The 19586-nt window shown below is 73.0% G+C and carries 25 protein-coding genes; 12 read left to right on the top strand and 13 right to left on the bottom strand.

Annotation, left to right across the window (positions count from 1 at the left end):
- From ASC64_RS00350 to ASC64_RS00325, 6 genes are all read right to left on the bottom strand, one after another.
- On the bottom strand, window positions 1–1098 hold the full coding sequence (locus ASC64_RS00350) for an ATP-binding protein (protein ID WP_056905544.1): 1098 nt from the start codon (window positions 1096–1098) through the stop codon (window positions 1–3).
- Window positions 1095–2597, bottom strand: coding sequence for a DUF5691 domain-containing protein (locus ASC64_RS00345; protein WP_056905543.1), 1503 nt, complete (start codon window positions 2595–2597; stop codon window positions 1095–1097). Before ASC64_RS00345 ends, ASC64_RS00350 begins: the two co-directional genes overlap by 4 nt.
- The gene (locus ASC64_RS00340; RefSeq protein WP_056905542.1) at window positions 2594–3904 is read right to left on the bottom strand and encodes an SWIM zinc finger family protein; all 1311 of its coding nucleotides are present in this window, start codon (window positions 3902–3904) and stop codon (window positions 2594–2596) included. Before ASC64_RS00340 ends, ASC64_RS00345 begins: the two co-directional genes overlap by 4 nt.
- 205 nt (window positions 3905–4109) lie before the next feature.
- Window positions 4110–4466, bottom strand: coding sequence for a hypothetical protein (locus ASC64_RS00335; protein ID WP_056905541.1), 357 nt, complete (start codon window positions 4464–4466; stop codon window positions 4110–4112).
- An 85-nt stretch (window positions 4467–4551) separates the two neighbouring features.
- Window positions 4552–5214 carry an FMN reductase gene (locus ASC64_RS00330; protein ID WP_056905540.1) on the bottom strand — a complete coding sequence of 221 codons (663 nt, stop codon included), beginning with the start codon at window positions 5212–5214 and terminating at the stop codon, window positions 4552–4554.
- Complete coding sequence (locus ASC64_RS00325) at window positions 5211–6383, bottom strand: CE1758 family FMN-dependent luciferase-like monooxygenase (RefSeq protein WP_056905539.1); 1173 nt, start codon at window positions 6381–6383, stop codon at window positions 5211–5213. The genes ASC64_RS00330 and ASC64_RS00325 overlap by 4 nt, the downstream gene beginning before the upstream one ends.
- Before the next feature lie 169 nt (window positions 6384–6552).
- On the opposite strand from ASC64_RS00325, the gene ASC64_RS00320 reads away from it, so the two are divergent.
- Both ASC64_RS00320 and ASC64_RS00315 read left to right on the top strand, forming a co-directional pair.
- Complete coding sequence (locus tag ASC64_RS00320; protein ID WP_082550078.1) at window positions 6553–6939, top strand: tetratricopeptide repeat protein; 387 nt, start codon at window positions 6553–6555, stop codon at window positions 6937–6939.
- A 170-nt stretch (window positions 6940–7109) separates the two neighbouring features.
- Window positions 7110–7931, top strand: a complete 822-nt coding sequence (locus tag ASC64_RS00315; RefSeq protein ID WP_056905538.1) for a glycerophosphodiester phosphodiesterase family protein — start codon at window positions 7110–7112, stop codon at window positions 7929–7931.
- On the opposite strand, the gene ASC64_RS00310 is transcribed toward ASC64_RS00315, so the two are convergent.
- Window positions 7900–8520, bottom strand: coding sequence for a helix-turn-helix transcriptional regulator (locus tag ASC64_RS00310; RefSeq protein WP_056905537.1), 621 nt, complete (start codon window positions 8518–8520; stop codon window positions 7900–7902). The genes ASC64_RS00315 and ASC64_RS00310 overlap by 32 nt on opposite strands.
- 201 nt (window positions 8521–8721) lie before the next feature.
- On the opposite strand from ASC64_RS00310, the gene ASC64_RS00305 reads away from it, so the two are divergent.
- The 7 genes from ASC64_RS00305 to ASC64_RS00275 are packed head-to-tail and all read left to right on the top strand — an operon-like array spanning window position 8722 to window position 14089.
- Entirely contained in the window at window positions 8722–9024 is a 303-nt protein-coding gene (locus ASC64_RS00305; RefSeq protein ID WP_082550077.1) for a metal-sensitive transcriptional regulator, read from the top strand.
- Window positions 9025–9060: 36 nt separating this feature from the next.
- Window positions 9061–9267: a cation transporter gene (locus ASC64_RS00300; protein ID WP_056905535.1), complete on the top strand. Its 207-nt coding sequence runs from the start codon at window positions 9061–9063 to the stop codon at window positions 9265–9267.
- 16 nt (window positions 9268–9283) lie between these two features.
- Window positions 9284–10255 carry a hypothetical protein gene (locus ASC64_RS00295; protein WP_082550076.1) on the top strand — a complete coding sequence of 324 codons (972 nt, stop codon included), beginning with the start codon at window positions 9284–9286 and terminating at the stop codon, window positions 10253–10255.
- Window positions 10245–12512, top strand: a complete 2268-nt coding sequence (locus ASC64_RS00290; RefSeq protein WP_056905534.1) for a heavy metal translocating P-type ATPase — start codon at window positions 10245–10247, stop codon at window positions 12510–12512. The genes ASC64_RS00295 and ASC64_RS00290 overlap by 11 nt, the downstream gene beginning before the upstream one ends.
- 50 nt (window positions 12513–12562) lie before the next feature.
- Window positions 12563–13279, top strand: a complete 717-nt coding sequence (locus tag ASC64_RS00285; RefSeq protein ID WP_082550075.1) for an EcsC family protein — start codon at window positions 12563–12565, stop codon at window positions 13277–13279.
- A gap of 58 nt (window positions 13280–13337) precedes the next feature.
- Window positions 13338–13697: a hypothetical protein gene (locus ASC64_RS00280; RefSeq protein ID WP_056905533.1), complete on the top strand. Its 360-nt coding sequence runs from the start codon at window positions 13338–13340 to the stop codon at window positions 13695–13697.
- Window positions 13694–14089 carry a hypothetical protein gene (locus ASC64_RS00275; RefSeq protein WP_235563454.1) on the top strand — a complete coding sequence of 132 codons (396 nt, stop codon included), beginning with the start codon at window positions 13694–13696 and terminating at the stop codon, window positions 14087–14089. The genes ASC64_RS00280 and ASC64_RS00275 overlap by 4 nt, the downstream gene beginning before the upstream one ends.
- Here ASC64_RS00275 and ASC64_RS00270 read toward each other — a convergent pair.
- The 4 genes from ASC64_RS00270 to ASC64_RS00265 form a co-directional block, all read right to left on the bottom strand.
- Entirely contained in the window at window positions 14079–14567 is a 489-nt protein-coding gene (locus ASC64_RS00270) for a hypothetical protein (RefSeq protein ID WP_156384931.1), read from the bottom strand. The two genes, ASC64_RS00275 and ASC64_RS00270, sit on opposite strands and share 11 nt — an antisense overlap.
- Window positions 14568–14658: 91 nt before the next feature.
- Window positions 14659–14922 carry a hypothetical protein gene (locus ASC64_RS21850; protein WP_156384930.1) on the bottom strand — a complete coding sequence of 88 codons (264 nt, stop codon included), beginning with the start codon at window positions 14920–14922 and terminating at the stop codon, window positions 14659–14661.
- Between the two features lie 179 nt (window positions 14923–15101).
- On the bottom strand, window positions 15102–15275 hold the full coding sequence (locus ASC64_RS22430) for a hypothetical protein (protein ID WP_200937424.1): 174 nt from the start codon (window positions 15273–15275) through the stop codon (window positions 15102–15104).
- Between the two features lie 102 nt (window positions 15276–15377).
- Entirely contained in the window at window positions 15378–16298 is a 921-nt protein-coding gene (locus ASC64_RS00265; RefSeq protein ID WP_056905530.1) for a haloalkane dehalogenase, read from the bottom strand.
- A 140-nt stretch (window positions 16299–16438) separates the two neighbouring features.
- Here ASC64_RS00265 and ASC64_RS00260 point away from each other — a divergent pair, with 140 nt between their 5' ends.
- Genes ASC64_RS00260 through ASC64_RS00250 form a run of 3 tightly spaced genes read left to right on the top strand, consistent with a single transcriptional unit; the run spans window position 16439 to window position 18034 of the window.
- Window positions 16439–17173: a DsbA family protein gene (locus ASC64_RS00260; RefSeq protein ID WP_056905529.1), complete on the top strand. Its 735-nt coding sequence runs from the start codon at window positions 16439–16441 to the stop codon at window positions 17171–17173.
- Window positions 17170–17643, top strand: coding sequence for an SRPBCC family protein (locus ASC64_RS00255; RefSeq protein WP_056905528.1), 474 nt, complete (start codon window positions 17170–17172; stop codon window positions 17641–17643). Before ASC64_RS00260 ends, ASC64_RS00255 begins: the two co-directional genes overlap by 4 nt.
- Before the next feature lie 4 nt (window positions 17644–17647).
- The gene (locus ASC64_RS00250; RefSeq protein ID WP_056905527.1) at window positions 17648–18034 is read left to right on the top strand and encodes a cupin domain-containing protein; all 387 of its coding nucleotides are present in this window, start codon (window positions 17648–17650) and stop codon (window positions 18032–18034) included.
- A gap of 33 nt (window positions 18035–18067) precedes the next feature.
- Here the strand turns inward: ASC64_RS00250 and ASC64_RS00245 are convergent, their stop codons facing one another.
- Together ASC64_RS00245 and ASC64_RS22260 are read right to left on the bottom strand one after the other, a co-directional pair.
- On the bottom strand, window positions 18068–19186 hold the full coding sequence (locus ASC64_RS00245) for an HNH endonuclease signature motif containing protein (protein WP_162245751.1): 1119 nt from the start codon (window positions 19184–19186) through the stop codon (window positions 18068–18070).
- The gene (locus ASC64_RS22260) at window positions 19069–19323 is read right to left on the bottom strand and encodes a hypothetical protein (RefSeq protein ID WP_056905525.1); all 255 of its coding nucleotides are present in this window, start codon (window positions 19321–19323) and stop codon (window positions 19069–19071) included. Before ASC64_RS22260 ends, ASC64_RS00245 begins: the two co-directional genes overlap by 118 nt.
- Window positions 19324–19586: the final 263 nt, after the last annotated feature.

Below are 19586 nucleotides of genomic sequence, written 5' to 3'. Positions count from 1 at the left end.
TCAGCCCAGGTCCCGGCAGGCGCGGTAGAGGTCGCTCCACTCCTTGCGGTTGCGCATGACCGTCTCGAGGTACTCCTGCCACACGAGCCGGTCCTGCACGGGGTCCTTGACGACCGCACCGACGAGGCCGCCCGCGACGTCGTCGGCCCGCACGGTGCCGTCGCCGAAGTGGGCGGCGAGCGCGAGCCCGTTGGTCATCACCGAGATCGCCTCGGCGGTCGACAGGGTCGCGCTCGGCGACTTGATGGTGGTGCGCTGGTCGGTCGTCACGCCGCTGCGGAGCTCGCGCATGACCGTGACGACGCGGTGGATCTCCGAGAGCGAGGCCAGGTCGGCCGGGAGCTCGAGCGACGCACCCAGGGCGGTGACGCGGGTCCGGACGATCTCCACCTCCTGCTCGAGCGAGTCGGGCAGGGGCAGCACGACGGTGTTGAAGCGGCGCCGCAGCGCCGACGACAGGTCGTTGACGCCCTTGTCGCGGTTGTTGGCGGTGGCGATGACGTTGAAGCCGGGCCGCGCCTGGACCTCCTCGTCGAGCTCGGGCACCGGCAGCGTCTTCTCCGACAGGATGCTGATGAGCGAGTCCTGCACGTCGGACGGGATCCGGGTGAGCTCCTCGACGCGCGCGATCGCGCCGGTCTCCATCGCGCGCATCACCGGACCTGGGACGAGGGCCTCGCGGGAGGGCCCCTCGGCGAGCAGCTTGGCGTAGTTCCAGCCGTAGCGCAGCGCCTCCTCCTGGGTGCCGGCCGTGCCCTGCACGACCAGGGTGGAGCGCCCGCTGATCGCCGCGGCGAGGTGCTCACCGAGCCACGACTTGGCCGTGCCCGGCACGCCGAGCAGGAGCAGCGCCCGGTCGGTGGCCAGCGACGAGATCGCCACCTCGACGAGCCGGCGCTGGCCGAGGTACTTGGGGGTGATGCGGGTGCCGTCGGGCAGCTCACCGCCCAGGACGTAGGTCGCCACGGCCCAGGGCGAGAGGTGCCACGAGGGCGGCCGCGGCCGGTCGTCGACGGCGGCCAGCGCGGCCAGCTCGTCGGCGTACGCGTCCTCGGCGTGCTGGCGCAGCACGTCGGGCGTGGGCTGGGTGGTGGTCATCTGAAGGCCTCCGTCAGGGATGTGCGGAACGCGTGGAGCTGCAGGGTCTCGGTCAGGGCGCGGCGCAGGTGGCTGGCGTCCTCGGGCAGCCGCGACAGGGCGGCATTGATCTCGGGCGCGAGCGACGGGCTCAGGGCGACCGGCAGGAGCGGCGCGGCGGCGTAGCCCAGCGCGAGGTCGGCCTTGTCCCCCTGGATCCGCTTCAGGACCGCGCGGCCGAGGTCGTCGGGCCACGGTCGGGGTGCGTCGCCCAGGAGCCCGCGCAGGTCGCGCCCGCCGGAGGGGCGGGCGACCCAGTCGGTGAGCAGCTGCGCGCGGCGGTCGTCCGGCAGCAGCCAGAGCAGGCGCGGATCGGGGATGCCGCGGTCGACGCAGGCCACCGCCCAGTCGGTGTCGCGGCGCTCGACGACCGCCTCGGTGAGCCAGGCCAGCACGTCGGCGTCGCGCACCATCTTCAGCGTCGCGGCGGGGCTGCGCCCGGTGATGTCGGTCCAGGCGGAGAGCGGCGCGCCGCGCACGACCTGCGAGAGCCACACCGTCGGGGGCGGGGCCACGCCCTTGGCCGGAGGGGTCAGCCCGTCGCGCACCGCCGCGTCGTCGGGGGCGTCGGGGACGTCGACCTCGAGGTGGCGCACGAGGGTGCCGCGGACCTGCACGAGTCGGCGCAGCCGGTCGGCCATCCGGGCGGCGCGCGCGCTGGCGGGCAGCCTGTCGAGCATCGCCGCCGCCGCGTCGCGCACCGACTTCGCCCGGTCGTCGAGGGCGCGCTCGAGCAGCGGCTCGTCGGCGGCCGAGAGGCCGGGGCCGAGGGCGCGCAGCGCGTCGGCGCGCACCTTCGCGGACACGGTCGTCCACTGCGCGTCGAGCAGGTCGCGGGCGGCCGCGGCGTCGGCCCGGCGCCCCAGCGCGAAGGCCGTGACCGCCTCCGCGCTCGACATCGTCGGCCACGCCTCCACCCAGTCGGCCGCGACCTCGACCGGTGCGTCCTCGTCGCCGCTGAGGATGCTCGCCCACGCGTCGTTGAGACCGGCCAGCCAGCGTCCGCGCTCACCGAGCACGCTCCCGAGCGCCGAGACGACCCGGCGGCGACCCGCGGCGAAGTCGAGGAGCACCGGCAGCAGGGGCCACGGCACCCGCCGGCCCGCGGCGTCGGCCAGCGTGAGCCACTCGACGACCAGCTCGTCGCGGGCTGCCTTGGACACCGGTGACTGGGTGAGCAGCAGGGTGAGCAGCTGGGTAGCGCGGTCGGGAGCCGGCGGGCGGACCTCGGCGGCGGCCGTCGGCACCGCGTCGCTCGCCGGCGCCAGGGGTGCGCCACCCCGGGTCAGGGCGTCGGCGACGGCAGCACTGGCGAGGAGCCGGTGCTCGGCGGACAGCTCGGTGGACTGCTCGGTGGGGCCGAGGTCGAGCTCGTCCGGCAGCGGCGGCGGCTCGCGCCGCGCGCTGCCCACGAGAGCAGCCGTGGCGACGTCGGCCAGCCACTGGTCGACGCCGCTCACAGCGCCAGCACCTGGTCGTCGAGCCACACCGCGAGCGGACGGAACCGTCCCGACTCGACCTCGCCGAAGACGTCGACGGGGTCGCCCCCGCTCACCGCGAGCAGGGTCCACACGGCCGCCCCGTCCGTCATCGGCAACGAGCCGGTGTCGTCGCTGACCCGCCACCCCTCACTCTCACCGCTGCCCTCGCGCGCGATGCGTACGCCGGCGAGCGGGGCCGGGTGGAGCTCGCGCCACGGCGTCCGACCGAGCCCCTCCGCGGCGGCGGCGTGCACCTCGGCCAGGCTGGTGCGCCCGGGCAGCCCGGTCACCGGCACGGCACCCACCGGCGGGTCGCGGAACAGCGCGCGGCGCGGCGTCGTACCGGGATAGCGGGACACCACCACGTCGAGGCGGGCACCGCTGAGCTGGGGCACCGCCAGGGCCTGGCCGTAGCCGGCGAAGTCGAGCACGGCGACCACCTCGCCGTCGTCGTGCGCGAGCCAGGTGCGCTGCTGCTGGATCCGTCCGTCGTCGGTGCGCACGGCGCCGAGGACGGTCCACGGCCCGGGGCGCGCGTCGGCGTCGCGCACCTCCTCGCTCGACTGGGCCCACCCGACGGCGATGCGGACCTCGGCCAGCTCCACCGCGTCGAGGCTCTCGCGCGCCTGCCAGGCGCAGGTGACGGTCCACCAACGGCCCAGCTCCGCCAGGAGGTACGCCGCCCACTCGCGGTGGGCGTGCACCTGCGACGCCGCTTCGCGGACCCTCTCGGCCAGGGCGGGCAGCTGGGCGTCGACGAGGCGCGCGGCCGCGGTGTCCCAGTAGGAGTAGGGCTGGGTGCGGGCGGCCGCCAGGCCGCCGCGGACGAGGTCGGCGAGCCAGAGCCGGAAGTCCTCGACGCCGGCATCCATCCGCGCCAGCCGCTGCTCGAGGCGCTTGGCCTGGGCCGCCGGGTCGGGAGCGCTGTCCCCGGCCGGGCGGTCGGGCCTGGTGGCGCGCTCGGCGCGCTGGGTTGCCCACTCGTCGGCGAAGGCCGCGATCTGCCCCGACTCGTCGATCACGCCCTCGGACCACAGCATCAGCAGGGCGAGGGCGTGCTTGCAGGGGAACTTCCGGCTCGGGCAGGAGCACCGGTAGGCGGGGCCGACCAGGTCGACGCTCACCTGGTAGGGCGTCTTGCCGCTGCCCTGGCACTGGCCCCACACCAGCACGTCGCTGCAGCCGGTCTCGCGCCAGGGGCCGGGCACTGCGAGCTTGCGCGCGGCCGCCAACGAGGACGCGTCAGGCGCGACCTCGCTCACCTGGCTGGCGGTCCATCGGGTCATGGCGCGGCCATCACACCACGGGCGACCGACACGGGACGGGCAAACGACACGGCGGAACCCGGTCAGCCGGGCACCCGCACGGCGGGAGGGTCAGCGCCCGAGGTTGAGCAGCACGGTGAGCAGCACCGACAGCACCACCGAGACGGCGATCATGATGAGGCAGCCGAGGCCGCCACCAAGCGGTCGTACGCGGATCGGCGACACGTCAGGCGCGGTCCTGCCCGGCGTAGGGCTCGTAGTAGGCGGCGTGCCTGAGCCGCGCGTCCTCGTGCGCCCACTCGCTGTCCTCGTAGTCGGGGGCGGCCTTCACCTGGTCCTTGCTCATGCTGATGATGACCCGCTTCGCGTCGTGGTCCATCCCGACCACCACGCCCGCAGGGATGACCCGCTTCTTGCCGAAGATCCAGAAGCCGGTGTCGACCACCAGCCATTGCGCGGCGGTCTCGGTGCTGGCCGAGTCGACCGTGCCGATGCTGCCGCCGTCGGCCTCCACCTCGTAGCCGACGAGGTCGCGGTCCTCGCTCCACGTGCTGTCGCGATAGCTCCACACGGTGTCGTTCACGGTTGCCTCCTCATCCAGCGGGACGTGACGTCCCGACGCAACCACGACGGCTCGCGCGCCAGCACACCCGCCGGGGCGGGCCGGGTCAGTCCGTGCCGGAGTGCCCGCGCAGGAGATCGCCGAACGGGGTGACGTCGGCCTCGACCTGCGTGCCGGACGTACGCCGCGGGCGGGCGGCCAGGTCGGGTGCGAAGCCGCCGACGGCGTAGGAGCCCTGGCTCAGCACCGCCGCCGCGAGCTCGGACGCGCCCCGCGTGATGCGATCGGCCAGGCCGTGGCTGCCGAAGTCCTCGGTGGCCGCGAAGACGCCCGTCGGCACGACGACCGAGCGCAGGTAGGTGAAGAGCGGGCGCATCGCGAAGTCGAGCACCAGCGAGTGCCGGGCGGTGCCGGCCGTCGCGGCGATCAGCACCGGGGTGCCGGTCAGCGAGTCCTTGTCGACCGCGTCGAAGAACATCTTGAACAGCCCGCTGTAGCTGCCGTTGAAGACCGGAGTGACGGCGATCAGGCCGTCGGCGGTCGCGACCTGCTCGCGCAGCGCGGTCAGGCGAGGCGTGGGCACGCCGCCGGTCACCATGAAGGAGGCCAGCTCACCGGCCACCTCCCGGAGCTCGACGTAGTCGATCTCGACCGACTCCCCCCGCGCCGACACCTGCGCGGAGGTCGCCTCGGCGATCTGGTCGGCGAGCAGCCGGGTGGACGACGGGATGGTGAGTCCCGCCGTGACCACGACGATGCGACGCGTCATGCCTGCACCTGGGCGGGCTCGGCGTCCTGCGCGGCCCCGGCCTGCATCTCCTCGACGCGGGCCCGGGCGGGCTCGACGAGGTGGTGCGGGGCGTCGGGGCCGGCGGCCACGAGGGATGGGTGGGTGGGCGGGTCGCTGGGCACGTGGCTCGGGCGGCGACGCTCGAACTCCGCACGCAGCACGGGCACGACCTCGGTGCCGAGCATCTCCATCTGCTCCATCACCAGCGACGTCGGCAGGCCGGCGTGGTCGATGAGGAAGAGCTGGCGCTGGTAGTCGCCGACGTAGTCGGCGAAGCCCAGGGTGCGCTCGATGACCTGCTCGGGGGTGCCGACGGTCAGGGGCGTCATCTTGGTGAAGTCCTCCAGCGACGGGCCGTGGCCGTAGACCGGGGCGTTGTCGAAGTAGGGACGGAAGACGCGCTTGGCCTCGGCCTCGGTCGAGCCCATGAAGACCTGGCCACCCAGGCCGACGTAGGCCTGGTCGGCCGCACCGTGGCCGTAGAACTCGAAGCGACGGCGGTAGAGCCGCACCATCTGCTCGGTGTGCTCCTTGTTCCAGAAGATGTGGTTGTGGAAGAAGCCGTCGCCGTAGTAGGCCGCCTGCTCCGGGATCTCGGTGCTGCGGATCGAGCCGTGCCACACGAACGGCGGCGTGCCGTCGAGGGGTGCCGGGGTCGAGGTGTAGCCCTGCAGCGGGGTGCGGAACTGGCCCTGCCAGTTGACGACCGGCTCGCGCCAGAGCTTGCGGAGCAGGTGGTAGTTCTCGACCGCGAGCTTGATGCCGTCGCGGATGTCCTTGCCGAACCACGGGTAGACAGGGCCGGTGTTTCCGCGGCCCATCATCAGGTCGACGCGACCACCGGAGAGGTGCTGCAGGAAGGCGTAGTCCTCGGCGATCTTCACCGGGTCGTTGGTGGTGATCAGGGTCGTGCTGGTCGAGAGGATGAGCTTCTCGGTCTGCGCGGCGATGAACCCGAGGTGGGTCGTGGGGGACGACACCACGAACGGCGGGTTGTGGTGCTCGCCCGTCGCGAAGACGTCGAGACCGACCTCCTCCGCCTTGAGGGCGAGCTGCGTGATCGACGCGATGCGCTCGGCCTCGGACACGGTGCGCCCGGTGGTCGGTTCCGTGGTGACGTCGCCGACGCTGAAGATGCCGAACTGCATGATTTCCTCCGGACTGGTTGAAGTTTGTATCACCTCCAACCGGGGTGGGACCACCAGTATTCCGTGCGTCCGGCTCGGAATCGCCGGGCGGCCTCCGACGTTGGACCCCTGTCCGGGCGCACGCTCGGAGTACCCACGTCCCGGGTACGTCTGCTCGAGAGGAGCGACGATGACCGACTTCACGCCCTTCGAGGACCTCCTGCGCGGCCACGCCGGCCTGCTCGGGGACTCGACGCACGACCGTTGGCTGCGCGCCCAGGCGCTCTTCGACGAGCGCGCCTACCGCGAGGCCGCCGTGATGCTCACCGAGCTGCTCGACGACCCGGGCGAGGTGGTGCACGAGCTCACCGACGTACGGCTGCTGCTGGCGCGCGCGCTCTTCCACTCCGCCCAGCTCGACGGCGCCATCCGCATCGCCACCGAGCTGCTGGAGCACGACCCCAACGAGCCCTACGCCCACCTGCTGCTCGGCCGGTCCCTGCAGCGCAAGGGCCGCACCGACGAGGCGCAGCCGCACCTGCGGCTCGCCGAGCTGCTCGGCGGCTACCGGAGCTGAGGCGCGGCGCCGTCCGCGGCGGCGTCGAGCGGACCACGGTCCGCTCGACGCCCGGCATGCCGGGCGTTGGGCGACCACGGGTGTGCCCCAGTGCGAAGGCTGGGTGAACACTCGTCCGCGGGGGCCGTTCCCGCGCGACAGCGGGCTGCCCGGGCGCTGATGCTGGGTGCGTGACCAGCTACGGCGACACCACCGGTCCGCTCGCCATCGCCCACCGCGGTGGCATGGCACTCGCCCCCGAGAACACCCTCGCCGCCTTCGGCCGGGCGACCTCGCTGGGCCTCACGCACCTCGAGACCGACGTGCAGACGACCCGCGACAGACACGTGGTGTGCTTCCACGACACGACGCTGCGGCGGGTCACCGGCCACCCCGGCCGGATCTCGGACCTCGACCTCGCCGACGTACGCCGCCTCCGCGTGCACGGCACCGACCGGGTCCCGACGCTGGGCGAGGCGATGGCCGCCTTCCCGCAGGCCAGGTTCGCCATCGACCTCAAGGACGAGGCGTCGATCGGAGCCATGGCCCGGCTGCTCGCCGCCCACCCGAGCTGGGCGAAGCGGATCTGCGTCGCCGGCGCGTGGAGCCGCTGGCTGCGCCGCCTGCAGGACGAGGCACCGGGGGTGACGACGGCCCTCGGCTGGCGCTCACTCACCAGCCTCATCGCCTGCTCGCGTGGCGGCGTGCGCCCGGTGGGGGTCGGCACCTCGGGCGGCGCGTTCGCGCACGTCCCGATGCGGCTCGGCCGGCTGTCGATCCACTCGGAGCGGGTGATCGACCGCGCCCACGAGCTCGGCATCCGCGTGGTGGTGTGGACCGTCGACGACCCGGCGACCATGCGCACGCTCCTCGACGCGGGCGTGGACGGGATCATCACCGATCGCCCCGACGTGCTGCGCGACGTGCTGATCAGCCGGGACCAGTGGACCCGACCCTCGCCGCTGGCTCAGGGACGTGAGGTCACACGACCCGCTCCAGCACCTCCGCGCTGAGGCCGTGCGAGACCGCCCAGAGCACGGCCTGGCTGCGGCTCTGCACGCCGGTCTTGCGGTAGGCGCTGCGGATGTAGGACTTCACCGAGTTGAGCGAGATCTGCATCGAGGCGGCGATCTCCACGTTGCTCAGCCCGGTGGCGATGTGGGCGAGCGTCTCGCGCTCGCGGGTGGTGAGCTGCTCCAGCTCGCCGTGGATGCGTACGTCGGGGTTCGCCGCGGCGGACACGGCCGGTGCGACGACGGTGTCCCCGGCGTGGATCGCACGGAGCGCGCGCCCCAGCTGCGCCGAGGTGAGGCTCTTGCCGAGGTAGCCGCACACACCGTTGCGCACGATCTCGTGGACCAGGCCCGGGTGGTGGTTCCAGGTGAAGACCGCGACGCGCCTGATGAACGGGTCCGCCACCGCGCGCGCGAGCGTGGTGTCGTCCGCCGCGGTGCCGTAGGTCTCGACCAGCGCGATGTCGATCGGTGACCGTTCGCGGTCCTTGACGCTGGCGAGCTCGAAGCCCCCCAGGGTGCGCAGCATCCCGTCGAGGCCGCGCCTCACGAGCTCGTCGCCCCCGAGCATGGCAATGCGGATCATCATGTGCGGTCCTTCGTCCGAGCGGGAGGAGCGCAGGTCGCTGCGTCCCTCGACGTCCCCCCGGACCGCCTGGGACCACTGTATTGGCGCTGGACCAGACCACTAGTCGCTGGAGCCGCCACACGCCTGAAGTTTGACCCAGAACCCACCCTGATGGGTGGCCACTCTGGCCAATTTATACCCCCTAGGGGTATGCTTGGCAGCATGAGCGAGCAGCACGGTCACCTCGAGGGCAACGACGCGGCGGTCCAGGCGCACCTCAAGCGGCTGCGCCGCATCGAGGGGCAGGTCCGCGGCATCCAGCGGATGGTCGAGGAGGAGAAGTACTGCATCGACATCCTGACGCAGGTCTCCGCCGCCACCAAGGCGCTGCAGGCCCTCGCACTGTCGCTGCTCGACGACCACATCGCGCACTGCCTCGTCGACGCCGCCCGCAAGGGGGGCGCCGAGCAGGAGCAGAAGCTCAAGGAGGCCTCCGAGGCGATCGCCCGCCTCGTGAGGTCCTGACCACCCCAACCCACCCCCGCGACCAGGAGACACCCGATGAGCGAGACCACCACCTACACCGTGACCGGCATGACCTGCGAGCACTGCGCCGCCTCGGTCACCGAGGAGATCTCGGAGCTCGCCGGCGTCGAGGGCGTCGACGTCGTCGTCGAGACCGGCGCCGTCACCGTGACCAGCGCTGCCCCGCTCGACGAGTCGGCCGTCCGCGCCGCCGTCGAGGAGGCCGGCTACGCCCTCGCATGAGCACCCCGGAAGTGTCATGAGCACCCCACTGCGAGTCGCCGCGTTCGTCACCGCCCTGGTGGCGGCCTTCGCGGTCGCCTGGGGCGGCGGCCGGCTCGTCGGCCCGATCGACACCGAGCCCGCGGCCGGCGAGATGGCCGGCCACCGCACCGACGACGCGCACGACGCCGACGCTGAGGTGGTGGACGCCCACGGGGGCCACTCCTCCGCCGTCGCCGAGGCCACCGGGCTCACCGCCCGCGCCGACGGGTTCACCCTCGCGCTCGCCGACCGGGAGGTGGCGCCCGGCCGCACCCGCCTCGACTTCCAGGTCCTGACCTCGAGCGGCCGGCCGCTGCTCGACTACACGCGCGAGCACGAGAAGGACCTGCACCTCATCGTCGTACGACGCGACCTGACCGGCTTCCAGCACGTGCACCCGACCCTCGACCCCGTGACGGGCACCTGGTCGGTGGACGTCCGGCTGACGCCGGGCGTGTGGCGGGTCGTGGCCGACCTCGTCCCCGAGGGCTGGGACGGCATCACGCTGGCCGACGACCTGGCCGTGTCCGGCGACTTCGTCCCGCGGCCGCTGCCCACCGACGACCGCACCGCGACGCTGAGGACCGACGAGGGCACCTACACCGTGACGCTCGAGGGCGACACCGCCCCGGGTGCCAGCACCGTCCTCACCACGCGCATCGAGCTCGACGGCGAGCCGGTGACCGACCTCGAGCCCTACCTCGGCGCCTTCGGGCACCTGGTCGCGATGCGCGCCGGTGACCTCGGCTACCTCCACGTGCACCCCGAGGAGGGCGAGCCCGGACCCGGCATCGATTTCGCGACGGCGTTCCCGGAGCCGGCGACGTACCGCCTCTTCCTCGACTTCCAGCACCGCGGCACGGTCCGCACCGCCGTGTTCACGGTCGAGTCCGGCGGGGCGCCCGCCGGCGACCAGTCCGACGACGGCCACTCCGACGAGGGCGAGGGAGGCGACCATGCCCACTGACACCACCCACCAGGCCGCGGGTCCGCTCGCCGACGTCGAGCTGGCCATCACCGGCATGACGTGCGCCTCGTGCGCCAACCGGATCGAGCGCAAGCTCAACAAGCTCGAGGGCGTGACCGCGACGGTCAACTACGCCACCGAGAAGGCCAAGGTGTCCTACCCCGGCTCGGTCTCGACCGACGACCTGCTGCGGACCGTCGAGGCCGCGGGCTACGCCGCCGCGCTGCCCGTCGCGCCCGACACCGACGTCCCGGCCGAGGCTGCCGAACCCGGGCGTGACCCGCTGCTGCAGCGGCTGCTCGTCAGCGCCGCGCTGAGCATCCCGGTGGTGGCGCTGGCGATGGTGCCGGCGTGGCAGTTCACCTACTGGCAGTGGGCCTCGCTCGCGCTCGCCGCGCCCGTCGTGGTGTGGGGCGCCTGGCCCTTCCACCGGGCAGCGTGGACCAACCTGCGCCACGGCGCAACCACGATGGACACCCTCGTGTCGGTGGGCGTGCTCGCCGCCTTCGGCTGGTCGCTGTGGGCGTTGTTCCTGGGCACTGCCGGCGAGCCCGGCATGACCCACGCCTTCCGGATCTCAGTCGACCGCACCGACGGGGCGGGCAACATCTACCTCGAGGCCGCGGCCGGCGTCACCACCTTCATCCTCGCCGGTCGCTGGCTCGAGCACCGCTCGAAGCGACAGGCGGGAGCCGCGCTCCGCGCGCTGCTCGAGCTCGGCGCCCGTGACGTGGCCGTGCTGAGGGACGGCGCCGAGGTGCGCGTCCCGATCGACCAGCTCGCCGTGGGCGACGTGTTCGTCGTCCGCCCGGGCGAGAAGATCGCCACCGACGGCGAGGTCGTCGACGGCACGTCCGCGGTCGACGCCTCGATGCTCACCGGTGAGTCCGTCCCGGTCGAGGTGCGCGCGGGCGACCCCGTCGTCGGCGCGACCGTCAACGCCGGCGGCCGGCTGACCGTCCGCGCCACCCGGGTCGGCGCCGACACCCAGCTCGCGCAGATGGCCCGGCTGGTCGAGGACGCGCAGAACGGCAAGGCCGAGGTGCAGCGCCTCGCCGACCGGATCTCCGGCATCTTCGTGCCCATCGTCATCGGGCTGGCCATGGCGACGCTGGGCTTCTGGCTCGGTGCCGGCGCGGGTGCGACCGCCGCCTTCACCGCCGCCGTGGCGGTGCTGATCATCGCCTGCCCGTGCGCGCTGGGCCTGGCCACGCCGACCGCCCTCATGGTCGGCACGGGCCGCGGGGCCCAGCTCGGCATCCTGATCAAGGGGCCTGAGGTCCTCGAGTCGACCCGTCGCGTCGACACGATCGTGCTGGACAAGACCGGCACCGTCACCACGGGCGAGATGACCGTGCACGAGGTGGTGGCCGCCGACGGCGAGGACCCCGACGGCGTACGACGCCTCGCGGCCGCACTCGAGTCGGCGTCCGAGCACCCGATCGGTCGGGCTATCGCCGCGGTCGACCCCGCCGTCCACGGAGCGCTGCCGCCGGTCGAGGACTTCGCCAACCGGGCGGGCCTGGGCGTCCAGGGCATCGTCGAGGGCCATGCCGTCGTCGTCGGTCGGCCCAGCCTGCTGGCCGAGTGGAGCCAGCACCTCACGCCGCGGCTCGCCGAGGCCGTCGAGCGGGCCCAGGCCGACGGGCTCACCCCCGTCGCGGTCGGCTGGGACGGTCAGGTCCGCGGCGTCATCGTCGTGGGTGACACCGTCAAGGCCACGTCCGCCGAGGCAGTCGCCGCCCTGCGCGACCTCGGGCTGGCGCCCGTGCTGCTGACCGGCGACAACGAGGCGGCTGCGCGTCACGTGGCGGCGCAGGTCGGCATCGACGAGGTCGTCGCGGACGTGCTGCCGGCCGACAAGGTCGCCGAGGTGCAGCGGCTGCAGGCCGCGGGCAAGGTCGTGGCCATGGTCGGCGACGGCGTGAACGACGCTGCCGCGCTCGCCCAGGCCGACCTCGGGCTCGCGATGGGCACCGGGACCGACGTGGCGATCGAGGCCAGCGACCTGACGCTGGTGCGCGGTGACCTGCTGGTGGCCGTCGACGCGATCCGGCTCGCGCGCCGCACGCTCTCGACGATCAAGGGCAACCTGTTCTGGGCCTTCGCCTACAACGTCGCCGCCCTCCCACTGGCCGCCGCCGGCCTGCTCAACCCGATGCTCGCCGGTGCGGCGATGGCGTTCTCCAGCGTCTTCGTGGTGACCAACAGCCTGCGGCTGCGCGGCTTCCGCTCGTCGGTGTCGTCGGCGTCCTGACCCGCCCCACGGGGGAGGAGTCGCTGGGCGGATGTTCCTAGGGTGGGGCCATGGGACTCAAGGACCTCCTCCCCGGCCGCCACTCCGACGAGGACGCGCCGCGGTCGGCGCTCGACGTCGCCGACGACCCCCAGCCCGACCCGGGCACCGTCGACAGGCTCGTGGGCACGCTCGTCGACGTCGGGCTCGAGGGACGCGGCCCCCTGGACCCGGTGAGCGAGGTGGCCGAGCGGGCGCTGGCCAGGACCGGCGGCGACCGCGAGAAGGCGATCGCCGCCCTCGCCCGCCGCAGCACCCTCACCGGTGGTGTGGGCGGGTTCGTCACCGGCATCGGAGGCTTCGTCACGATGCCGGTGTCGCTGCCGGTCAACGTCGCCGAGTTCTACCTCCAGGCCGTCCGGATGGTCGGTGGCATCGCCACCCTGCGCGGCTACGACGTCAGCGATCCGCGCGTGCGCACCGCGGTCCTGCTGACGCTCGTCGGCTCCGACGCCGAGGAGGTGCTGCAGAAGGCGGGGATGACCAGCGTCAGCGGCCGGGCGACGTCGTACGCCCTCAAGGGGCTGCCGCCCGCCGCGCTGATGGTGGTCAACAAGGCCGTCGGCTTCCGCCTGATGCGCGGCGTCAGCGAGAAGCTGCTGGCCCGCCTCGGTCGCGGCGTCCCGGTCGCCGGTGGTCTCGTCGGCGGCGGCATCGACGGCTTCATGATGAAGAAGATCGCCGACCACGCCATGAAGGAGTTCCCGCCGGTCGGGCCCACCGCCTGAGAGGCGGCGTCCGCCCGCTGCCGGGTCCGTGAGGCCCGCTCTGCGAGAATCGGCCCTCGTGGACGGACCCCTGCCCCTCGCCCTGATCGCCGCGTCGCTGGCCTTCACCCTGGTCGTGCTCGTCTACGTCGCCCTGGACCGCACGCCCGACTGGGGCCTGCTGGGCTTCGCGGGTCTGATCGAGCTCGGCACCCTCGTGCTCCTCGTCATGGCCGCCCTCGAGGTGGGCGACGCCGACATCCCCGGCGCCGGCGCGATCACGCTCTTCGGCTACCTGCTGGCCGGGCTGGTGCTGCTGCCGATCGGCTTCCTCTGGTCGCTGGCCGAGCGGAGCCGCGGCGCGACGGCCGTGCTGCTCGTCGCCGGTCTCGCGCAGGCCTTCGTCGTCGTCCGCACGCTGCAGGTGTGGACGTCGTGAGCTCCACCCGCACCGGCGCCGGCCGCGTCCTCGTCGCCGTCTACGGCGTGTTCGCCCTCGCCGCGACCGCCCGCTCCGTCGTCCAGCTGGTCACCAAGGCCGACGAGGCACCCTTGGCGTACGCCCTCTCCGCCGTCGCCGGCCTGGTCTACATCGCCGCGACCCTCGGCCTCGCCGAGGTGGGTCCCGCGCCCCGACGCCTGGCCTGGGCCGCGGTCGGCTTCGAGCTCGTCGGCGTGCTGACCGTCGGCACCCTCACCGTGCTCGACCCCGAGCTGTTCCCCGACCAGACCGTCTGGTCGTCGTACGGCGCCGGCTACGGCTGGCTGCCCCTCGTGCTGCCCTTCGCCGGACTCTGGTGGCTCTGGCACACCCGGCCCGTCACCCGCTGACGCGGAACCCAGCCTCGCCCCACGAGATCTCGATGCGCGAGTCCTCGTCGAGCTGGACGCGCGCACATCCGCGGGTGGAGCCCGAGTCCAGCTCCCCCGGAACGCGGCACACCACCACTGGGCCGGTCAGCCCGAGCTCGAAGCTGCCGTCCTCGGACACCGGCCGTGTGAGTCCGCCGACGGCCTCCACCTGCGCCGAGGTCACCGTCACGGCCGCGTAGGTGAGGTCGGCACCGGGGTCGCTGCCGGCTGCCTGCCACACCTCGGCGACCCGGTCCGCGGGGATGAGTGCTACCCACCCGCCACCGTCGGGTACGTCGTCGCGGCCGGTGTCGTCGACGAGTCTGGCCGAGCCGGCGGGGCCGCCGCTGGTCGCACCGACGTCAGGCCCACCCGGAGTCGGGTCCCCGGCGCAGGCCGAGGCGAGGCTGGCCAGAACCGCCACCCCCACGCCCAGCACCGCTGCGCCGGATCTCACGTGAACGCGACCTCCACGTCGTGCACCGTCCCATCGACCAACGTCACCCGGAAGGTCTGCGCGGTCGCGGTGGCGCAGGAGCCCCGTCGCGTCAGGGACGCTCACCCGCCCAGGCCTTGGGAGTCTTGGCGTTGACGTGCCAGACCACCCCGGACCGCGTGATCGCATAGGTGGCTCCGTCGACGGTGAACTGCGCGGAGAGCACGGCCGTCTCGGCGTCCGGGCCACTCAGTGACCACTTGAACAGAGCACCGGGATCGGGCACCGACGATGCCGGGACCACCGCTGCCCCCGCGAGGGCTGCAGAGGCCGCCGCGGCCAGAACGATCAGATCACGAACGACAAGACGCTTCATGCGATGTCTCCCCCGAGATGGCGATGTGCGCATCAAAGTGCCATCGCGCCTGCGTGTTCGGACATCCCCCGAACGGGCCATGTCACCTGACACGCTCGGGCTGGTACTCGCGTCGCGGCGGGACGCCGCCTACGGGGTCGTCGGCGGCAGGTGCTTCTTCATCAGGCGGCGGACCCGCTTCAGTCGAAGTCGAAGACGGACCGGCCCTCGGAGAAGTGCAGGACGTACCGGCACGTCAGGCAGATCATCAGCGTCATCTTGTGGGAGGTGAAGCCCCACCTCGAGTCCTGCCGCGACTGCTGCCGCTCGAACTCCGTTCCGTGGCACAACGGGCACGCCAGCTGCTGCTCCATCACGATCCCCCTTCGTCGATGTGTACGTCGTCGACAGAGAGTAGGTCCGGAGCAGCCGCGACCCACCGTCGACCGCGACGGACGCGCCGAGCTCGCGACGTCCTACCGGCCCTGATGCGAGCCGAGCACGAAGTCGGCGACGACCTGACCCAGCTCCGCGCCGGCGTCCTCCTGGAGGAAGTGGCCGGCGCCGCGGATGGTCGGGTGGTCGAGCCCGCGTGTGCCGGGGATGAGCTTGCGGAGGATCGGCGCCATCGCGCCAGTGATCGGGTCGCTGTCGCCGAAGGCGACGAGGAACGGCACCTCGCTCCTCGACAGGACCTCCCACGCCGCGCGGTTGGCCTCGGCCGCGGGGTCGTCAGGACGGGTGGGTACGAGCGTGGGCAGGGCGCGCACCCCGGCCTTGGCCCGTTCTTCGGGAAACGGTGCGTCGTAGGCGGCTCGGACGTCGTCGCCCATCGGCCGGGCGCAGCCCGCGGCGACGAGCCGGCCCACGTCGAGGGTCGGGGCGCTCTCGACGGCCCGGCGGAACTGCCACCAGATCTCGGGCATGTCGAAGTCGCCGGTCGGGAGCCCGGTGTTGGCGGCGACGACGCGGCTGAACCGGTCGTGGTGCTCGGCGACCAGGCGCAACCCGACCAGCCCGCCCCAGTCCTGGCCGACCAGGGTCACGTCGCGCAGGTCGAGGTGGTCGAACGCCAGCTCACGCGTCCACTCAACCAGCCGGGCGAACGAGTAGTCCCCCGTCTCGACCGGCTTGTCGGAGCGCCCGAAGCCGATCATGTCCGGCACCACGCACCGGATCCCGCGATCGACGAGCGCCTCGATCACGTGCCGGTAGAGGAACGACCACGACGGCTCGCCGTGGAGCAGGAGTGCCACCGGGCCGTCCGCCGGGCCGGCATCGACGTACGCCATCCGCAGCGTCCCGCCGTCGGGGTCGGTGACCTCGGCGTAGCTCGGCTCCCACGGGAATTCGGGGACGTCGTCGAAGGCGTGGTCCGGGGTTCTGTAGACCTCCATGCCTGCAGTCTCGCAGGCGGCTGTCGCGAGGGCCGGTGGCGAGCCTGTGGGCGAGCACGTCTCCACGAGGATCCGGCGGTGGGAGGGGTGGGGGCGCCCAGCGCCGCGACACGTGTGGCCGCCCGATCTAGTGTCGATCCATGGCGACTGCTGACATCCGCTTCTACTTCGACCCGGTGTGCCCCTTCTGCTGGCTGACGAGCAAGTGGGTCCGGATGGTGCAGGCGGAGCGCGGCCTGACGGTGGACTGGCGCTTCATCTCGCTGCGCCAGATCAACGAGCACATCGACTACGACGCCCACTTCCCGCCGGAGTACGAGGCGGGCCACACCGCCGGCCTGCGCCTGTTGCGTGTCGTCGCGCGGGCGCGTGAGGAGCACGGGCCCGAGGCGGTGGACGCGCTGCAGGACGCGCTGGGCGCCCACATCTTCGACTCGCCGCAGAGCGGCTCGGGCGCCGAACCCGGGTGGCACGGCACCCGGCAGTTCCTCGAGCCCGTCCTGCGCGAGGTCGACCTGCCCACCGACCTCGCCGACGCCCTCGACGACACCGCGTGGGACGACGCGATCCGCGCGGACGGTGACGAGGCCCTGGCGGCGACGGGCAAGGATGTCGGCACGCCGATCATCCACTTCGAGCCACCGGACGGGGTGGCGTTCTTCGGCCCCGTCATCAGCCGTCTGCCCGAGCCCGGCCGGGCCGGGGAGCTGTGGGACCACGTCGTCGGACTGGCCGGCTTCCCCGGCTTCGCCGAGCTGAAGCGCAGCCTGCGCGAGCGACCCCAGCTGGCCGCGTTCGGCGTCGAGCCCGGCGACGTCGGCGTCCAGGAGGACTGGCACGGCGGCAGCCGTCGACAGAGGAGCGAGCGCGGATGAGCCTGCAAGCACTCACCCACCAGGACTCCGTGGTCGTCGCGGCTACGCCCGAGGCAGTCTACGACCTCGTCAGCGACGTCACCCGCACCGGCGAGTGGAGCCCGGTCTGCGCCTCGTGCTGGTGGGACGACGTAGCCGAGGCCGGCCGCGTCGGCGCCTGGTTCACCGGTCGCAACCAGCTCCCGGAGCGCACCTGGGAGACCCGGTCCCAGGTGGTCGCCGCCGAGCGCGGGCGCGAGTTCGCCTGGGTGGTCGGCCAGGGCTACGTCCGCTGGGCCTTCGTCCTGGCACCAGAGGACGACGGCACGCGGCTCATCGAGACCTGGGAGTTCCTGCCGGCGGGACAGTCGATGTTCGCGGACAAGTACGGCGACCGGGCCGAGGCCGAGATCGAGAACCGCACCCGCCACGCCCACGCCGGGATCCCGCAGACCCTCGCCGCGATCAAGCGGATCGCCGAGGGCGGCTGAGCCGATGGGACGCGAGCTGCCCCGACCCGTACGCGTCTTCACGCCCGCGGACCTGACGCCTGGCGACCCGACCCCGGGCATGCACCGCGAGCTGGCCTTCGAGCTGCCGCTGCTCTGGTCCGGGCAGGTCGAGACCGAGCCCGGCGCGGTCTCGGGCTGGCACCACCACGAACGCAATGAGTCGAGCCTCTACGTCGTCCGCGGCGTGCTCCGCCTCGAGTTCGAGGGCCACGAGGGCTACCTCGACGCCGGCCCCGGCGACTTCGTCCACGTCCCCGCCTGGACCGTGCACCGGGAGTCGAACCCCGGGCGCGAGCCGTCGCTCGCGGTCATCGCGCGGGTGGGTGGGGGTGTGCCGACGGTCAACGTGGACGGGCCGGCTGGGCGGTGACACGCATGGGGCACGGCCTGGTCGTGGCCGGGTCTACGTCCGCCGGGCGAAGGTGACCTTGTTGTCGGCGTGGACGGTCATCGCGTAGCGGGAGTCGTGGGCGAGCCGGTGGTGGCGGGGGGACAGGAGGCGTCCGTTGGTGAGGTCGGTGGCGCCGCCGCGGGACCAGGGATCGTCGTGGTGCGCGTGACAACCGGAGGCGGTGGTCTCGCAGCCGCGTGCGGTGCAGCCGCCGTCGCGCAGGCCGAGCGCGATGCGCTGGGCCCTGGTGAAGAGCCGAGCCGTGCGGCCGAGGTCGAGGGGCTGCGACGCGGTGCCGAGGACGACGGGGATGATGCCGGCCTCGCAGGCCAGCCGCCGTGCCTGTCCTGCGCTCATGCGGGTGCCGTCGTCGAGCAGCGCGGTGGCGTGCTCGCCGAGGAGCTGCTCGAGGGTCATCGTGATGACGATGGTGGCGTTGACGCCGGAGGTCTGCGGGGTGGCGTCGACGGGGTAGCGCTCGACGTACTCGATGAACGCCTCGCCGAGGCGTCGGCGCAGGGGCTTCCAGCCTCCGGTCTCGTCGCGCAGTTCGGATTCGGTGTGCCGTGCGGGGTTGGCGAGTGCGAGGAGGTGGCGTTTGAGCATCGCGCCGATGTGGGAGGGCAGGGTGAACCGTCCGTGGCAGCGGCCGTTGCCGTCGTCGTTGACCTCGAGGTCGGCGGCCGCGTCGGCGCGGGGCTCCTCCTTCGCCAGGGTGGCGGCTTCTTGTGCCTCGCCGAGCTCGGGTGCGACCACGTCGAGGATCCGCCGGCCGAGGCGGCGCAACGCCTTCGAGTCGTGTTCGGCCGCGGCGGCGAGGAGGTGGTCGCGTGCCTGCGTGCGAGCCGAGGGGTCGATGATCCGGGTCGTGCCGTCACCGAGACGGACGAGGGCAGGGATCGCGTCGACGGCCTGGACGATCACGCGTGCCTGCTCCACCCGCAGCCGGCCGTCGGCCAGCGCGCGTGCGGTCGGAGCGTGCAGGTCGTCCTCGAGAGCGCGCCCGAGCTTCGTCAACCGCGCCGCGTCGGCGTGGGTGTGCCGGCTGCGYSCGGCCCACCACTGGTGGGTGTCCCGCGCGCCTGTGGCGTCTCCGAGCCTTCGGCGGTCGCCTCGGCCGCCACCCGGCACAGCTCGCGGGCCAGGCGGCTCGATGCGCTGGTCAGCGCGTCGAGCACACGCACGACGTCGCTGTCACCGAGCGACATCTCTCCCAGCCCAGCCAGGTCGGTGAGCGTCGCGTCCACACGTGCCAGCACCTGGCGCACGGCCGGTGACTCCTCCGGTTGCGTGCCCGGGGCACGCCACCCGCCGTCGTGGAGCGATTCTGCAGGCACTGCGCTCACGTCACTGCCCCTTCCGCACCCCTCATGGGCGCGTCGACAACTACGGTCGTGGGCCGGTCTCAGTGAGGTGTGTGCAGCCGGATGATCGGCTTCAGGTAGGGCCCGAGCTCGCTCGCTCGAATGCTTCGATCTTACGCGTCGCCACCGACAACGAGGGTCGCGTGAACGTCAGAGTCCTGAGACCT

Source organism: Nocardioides sp. Root122, assembly GCF_001425025.1.
Classification (GTDB): domain Bacteria; phylum Actinomycetota; class Actinomycetes; order Propionibacteriales; family Nocardioidaceae; genus Nocardioides.
The sequence above is the reverse complement of the archived record's forward strand: the minus strand, read 5'-3'. Positions and strand labels throughout refer to the sequence as shown.

Coding starts and splice junctions, on each gene's coding strand:
- ASC64_RS00285 (WP_082550075.1), top strand. CDS start 12,563: ATGGGACTCAAGGACCTCCTCCCCGGCCGCCACTCCGACGAGGACGCG.
- ASC64_RS00250 (WP_056905527.1), top strand. CDS start 17,648: ATGGGACGCGAGCTGCCCCGACCCGTACGCGTCTTCACGCCCGCGGAC.
- ASC64_RS22430 (WP_200937424.1), bottom strand. CDS start 15,275: ATGGAGCAGCAGCTGGCGTGCCCGTTGTGCCACGGAACGGAGTTCGAG.
- ASC64_RS00305 (WP_082550077.1), top strand. CDS start 8,722: ATGAGCGAGCAGCACGGTCACCTCGAGGGCAACGACGCGGCGGTCCAG.
- ASC64_RS00320 (WP_082550078.1), top strand. CDS start 6,553: ATGACCGACTTCACGCCCTTCGAGGACCTCCTGCGCGGCCACGCCGGC.
- ASC64_RS00290 (WP_056905534.1), top strand. CDS start 10,245: ATGCCCACTGACACCACCCACCAGGCCGCGGGTCCGCTCGCCGACGTC.
- ASC64_RS00310 (WP_056905537.1), bottom strand. CDS start 8,520: ATGATGATCCGCATTGCCATGCTCGGGGGCGACGAGCTCGTGAGGCGC.
- ASC64_RS00330 (WP_056905540.1), bottom strand. CDS start 5,214: ATGACGCGTCGCATCGTCGTGGTCACGGCGGGACTCACCATCCCGTCG.
- ASC64_RS00295 (WP_082550076.1), top strand. CDS start 9,284: ATGAGCACCCCACTGCGAGTCGCCGCGTTCGTCACCGCCCTGGTGGCG.
- ASC64_RS00350 (WP_056905544.1), bottom strand. CDS start 1,098: ATGACCACCACCCAGCCCACGCCCGACGTGCTGCGCCAGCACGCCGAG.
- ASC64_RS00265 (WP_056905530.1), bottom strand. CDS start 16,298: ATGGAGGTCTACAGAACCCCGGACCACGCCTTCGACGACGTCCCCGAA.
- ASC64_RS00300 (WP_056905535.1), top strand. CDS start 9,061: ATGAGCGAGACCACCACCTACACCGTGACCGGCATGACCTGCGAGCAC.
- ASC64_RS00260 (WP_056905529.1), top strand. CDS start 16,439: ATGGCGACTGCTGACATCCGCTTCTACTTCGACCCGGTGTGCCCCTTC.
- ASC64_RS00325 (WP_056905539.1), bottom strand. CDS start 6,383: ATGCAGTTCGGCATCTTCAGCGTCGGCGACGTCACCACGGAACCGACC.
- ASC64_RS21850 (WP_156384930.1), bottom strand. CDS start 14,922: ATGAAGCGTCTTGTCGTTCGTGATCTGATCGTTCTGGCCGCGGCGGCC.
- ASC64_RS00340 (WP_056905542.1), bottom strand. CDS start 3,904: ATGACCCGATGGACCGCCAGCCAGGTGAGCGAGGTCGCGCCTGACGCG.
- ASC64_RS00255 (WP_056905528.1), top strand. CDS start 17,170: ATGAGCCTGCAAGCACTCACCCACCAGGACTCCGTGGTCGTCGCGGCT.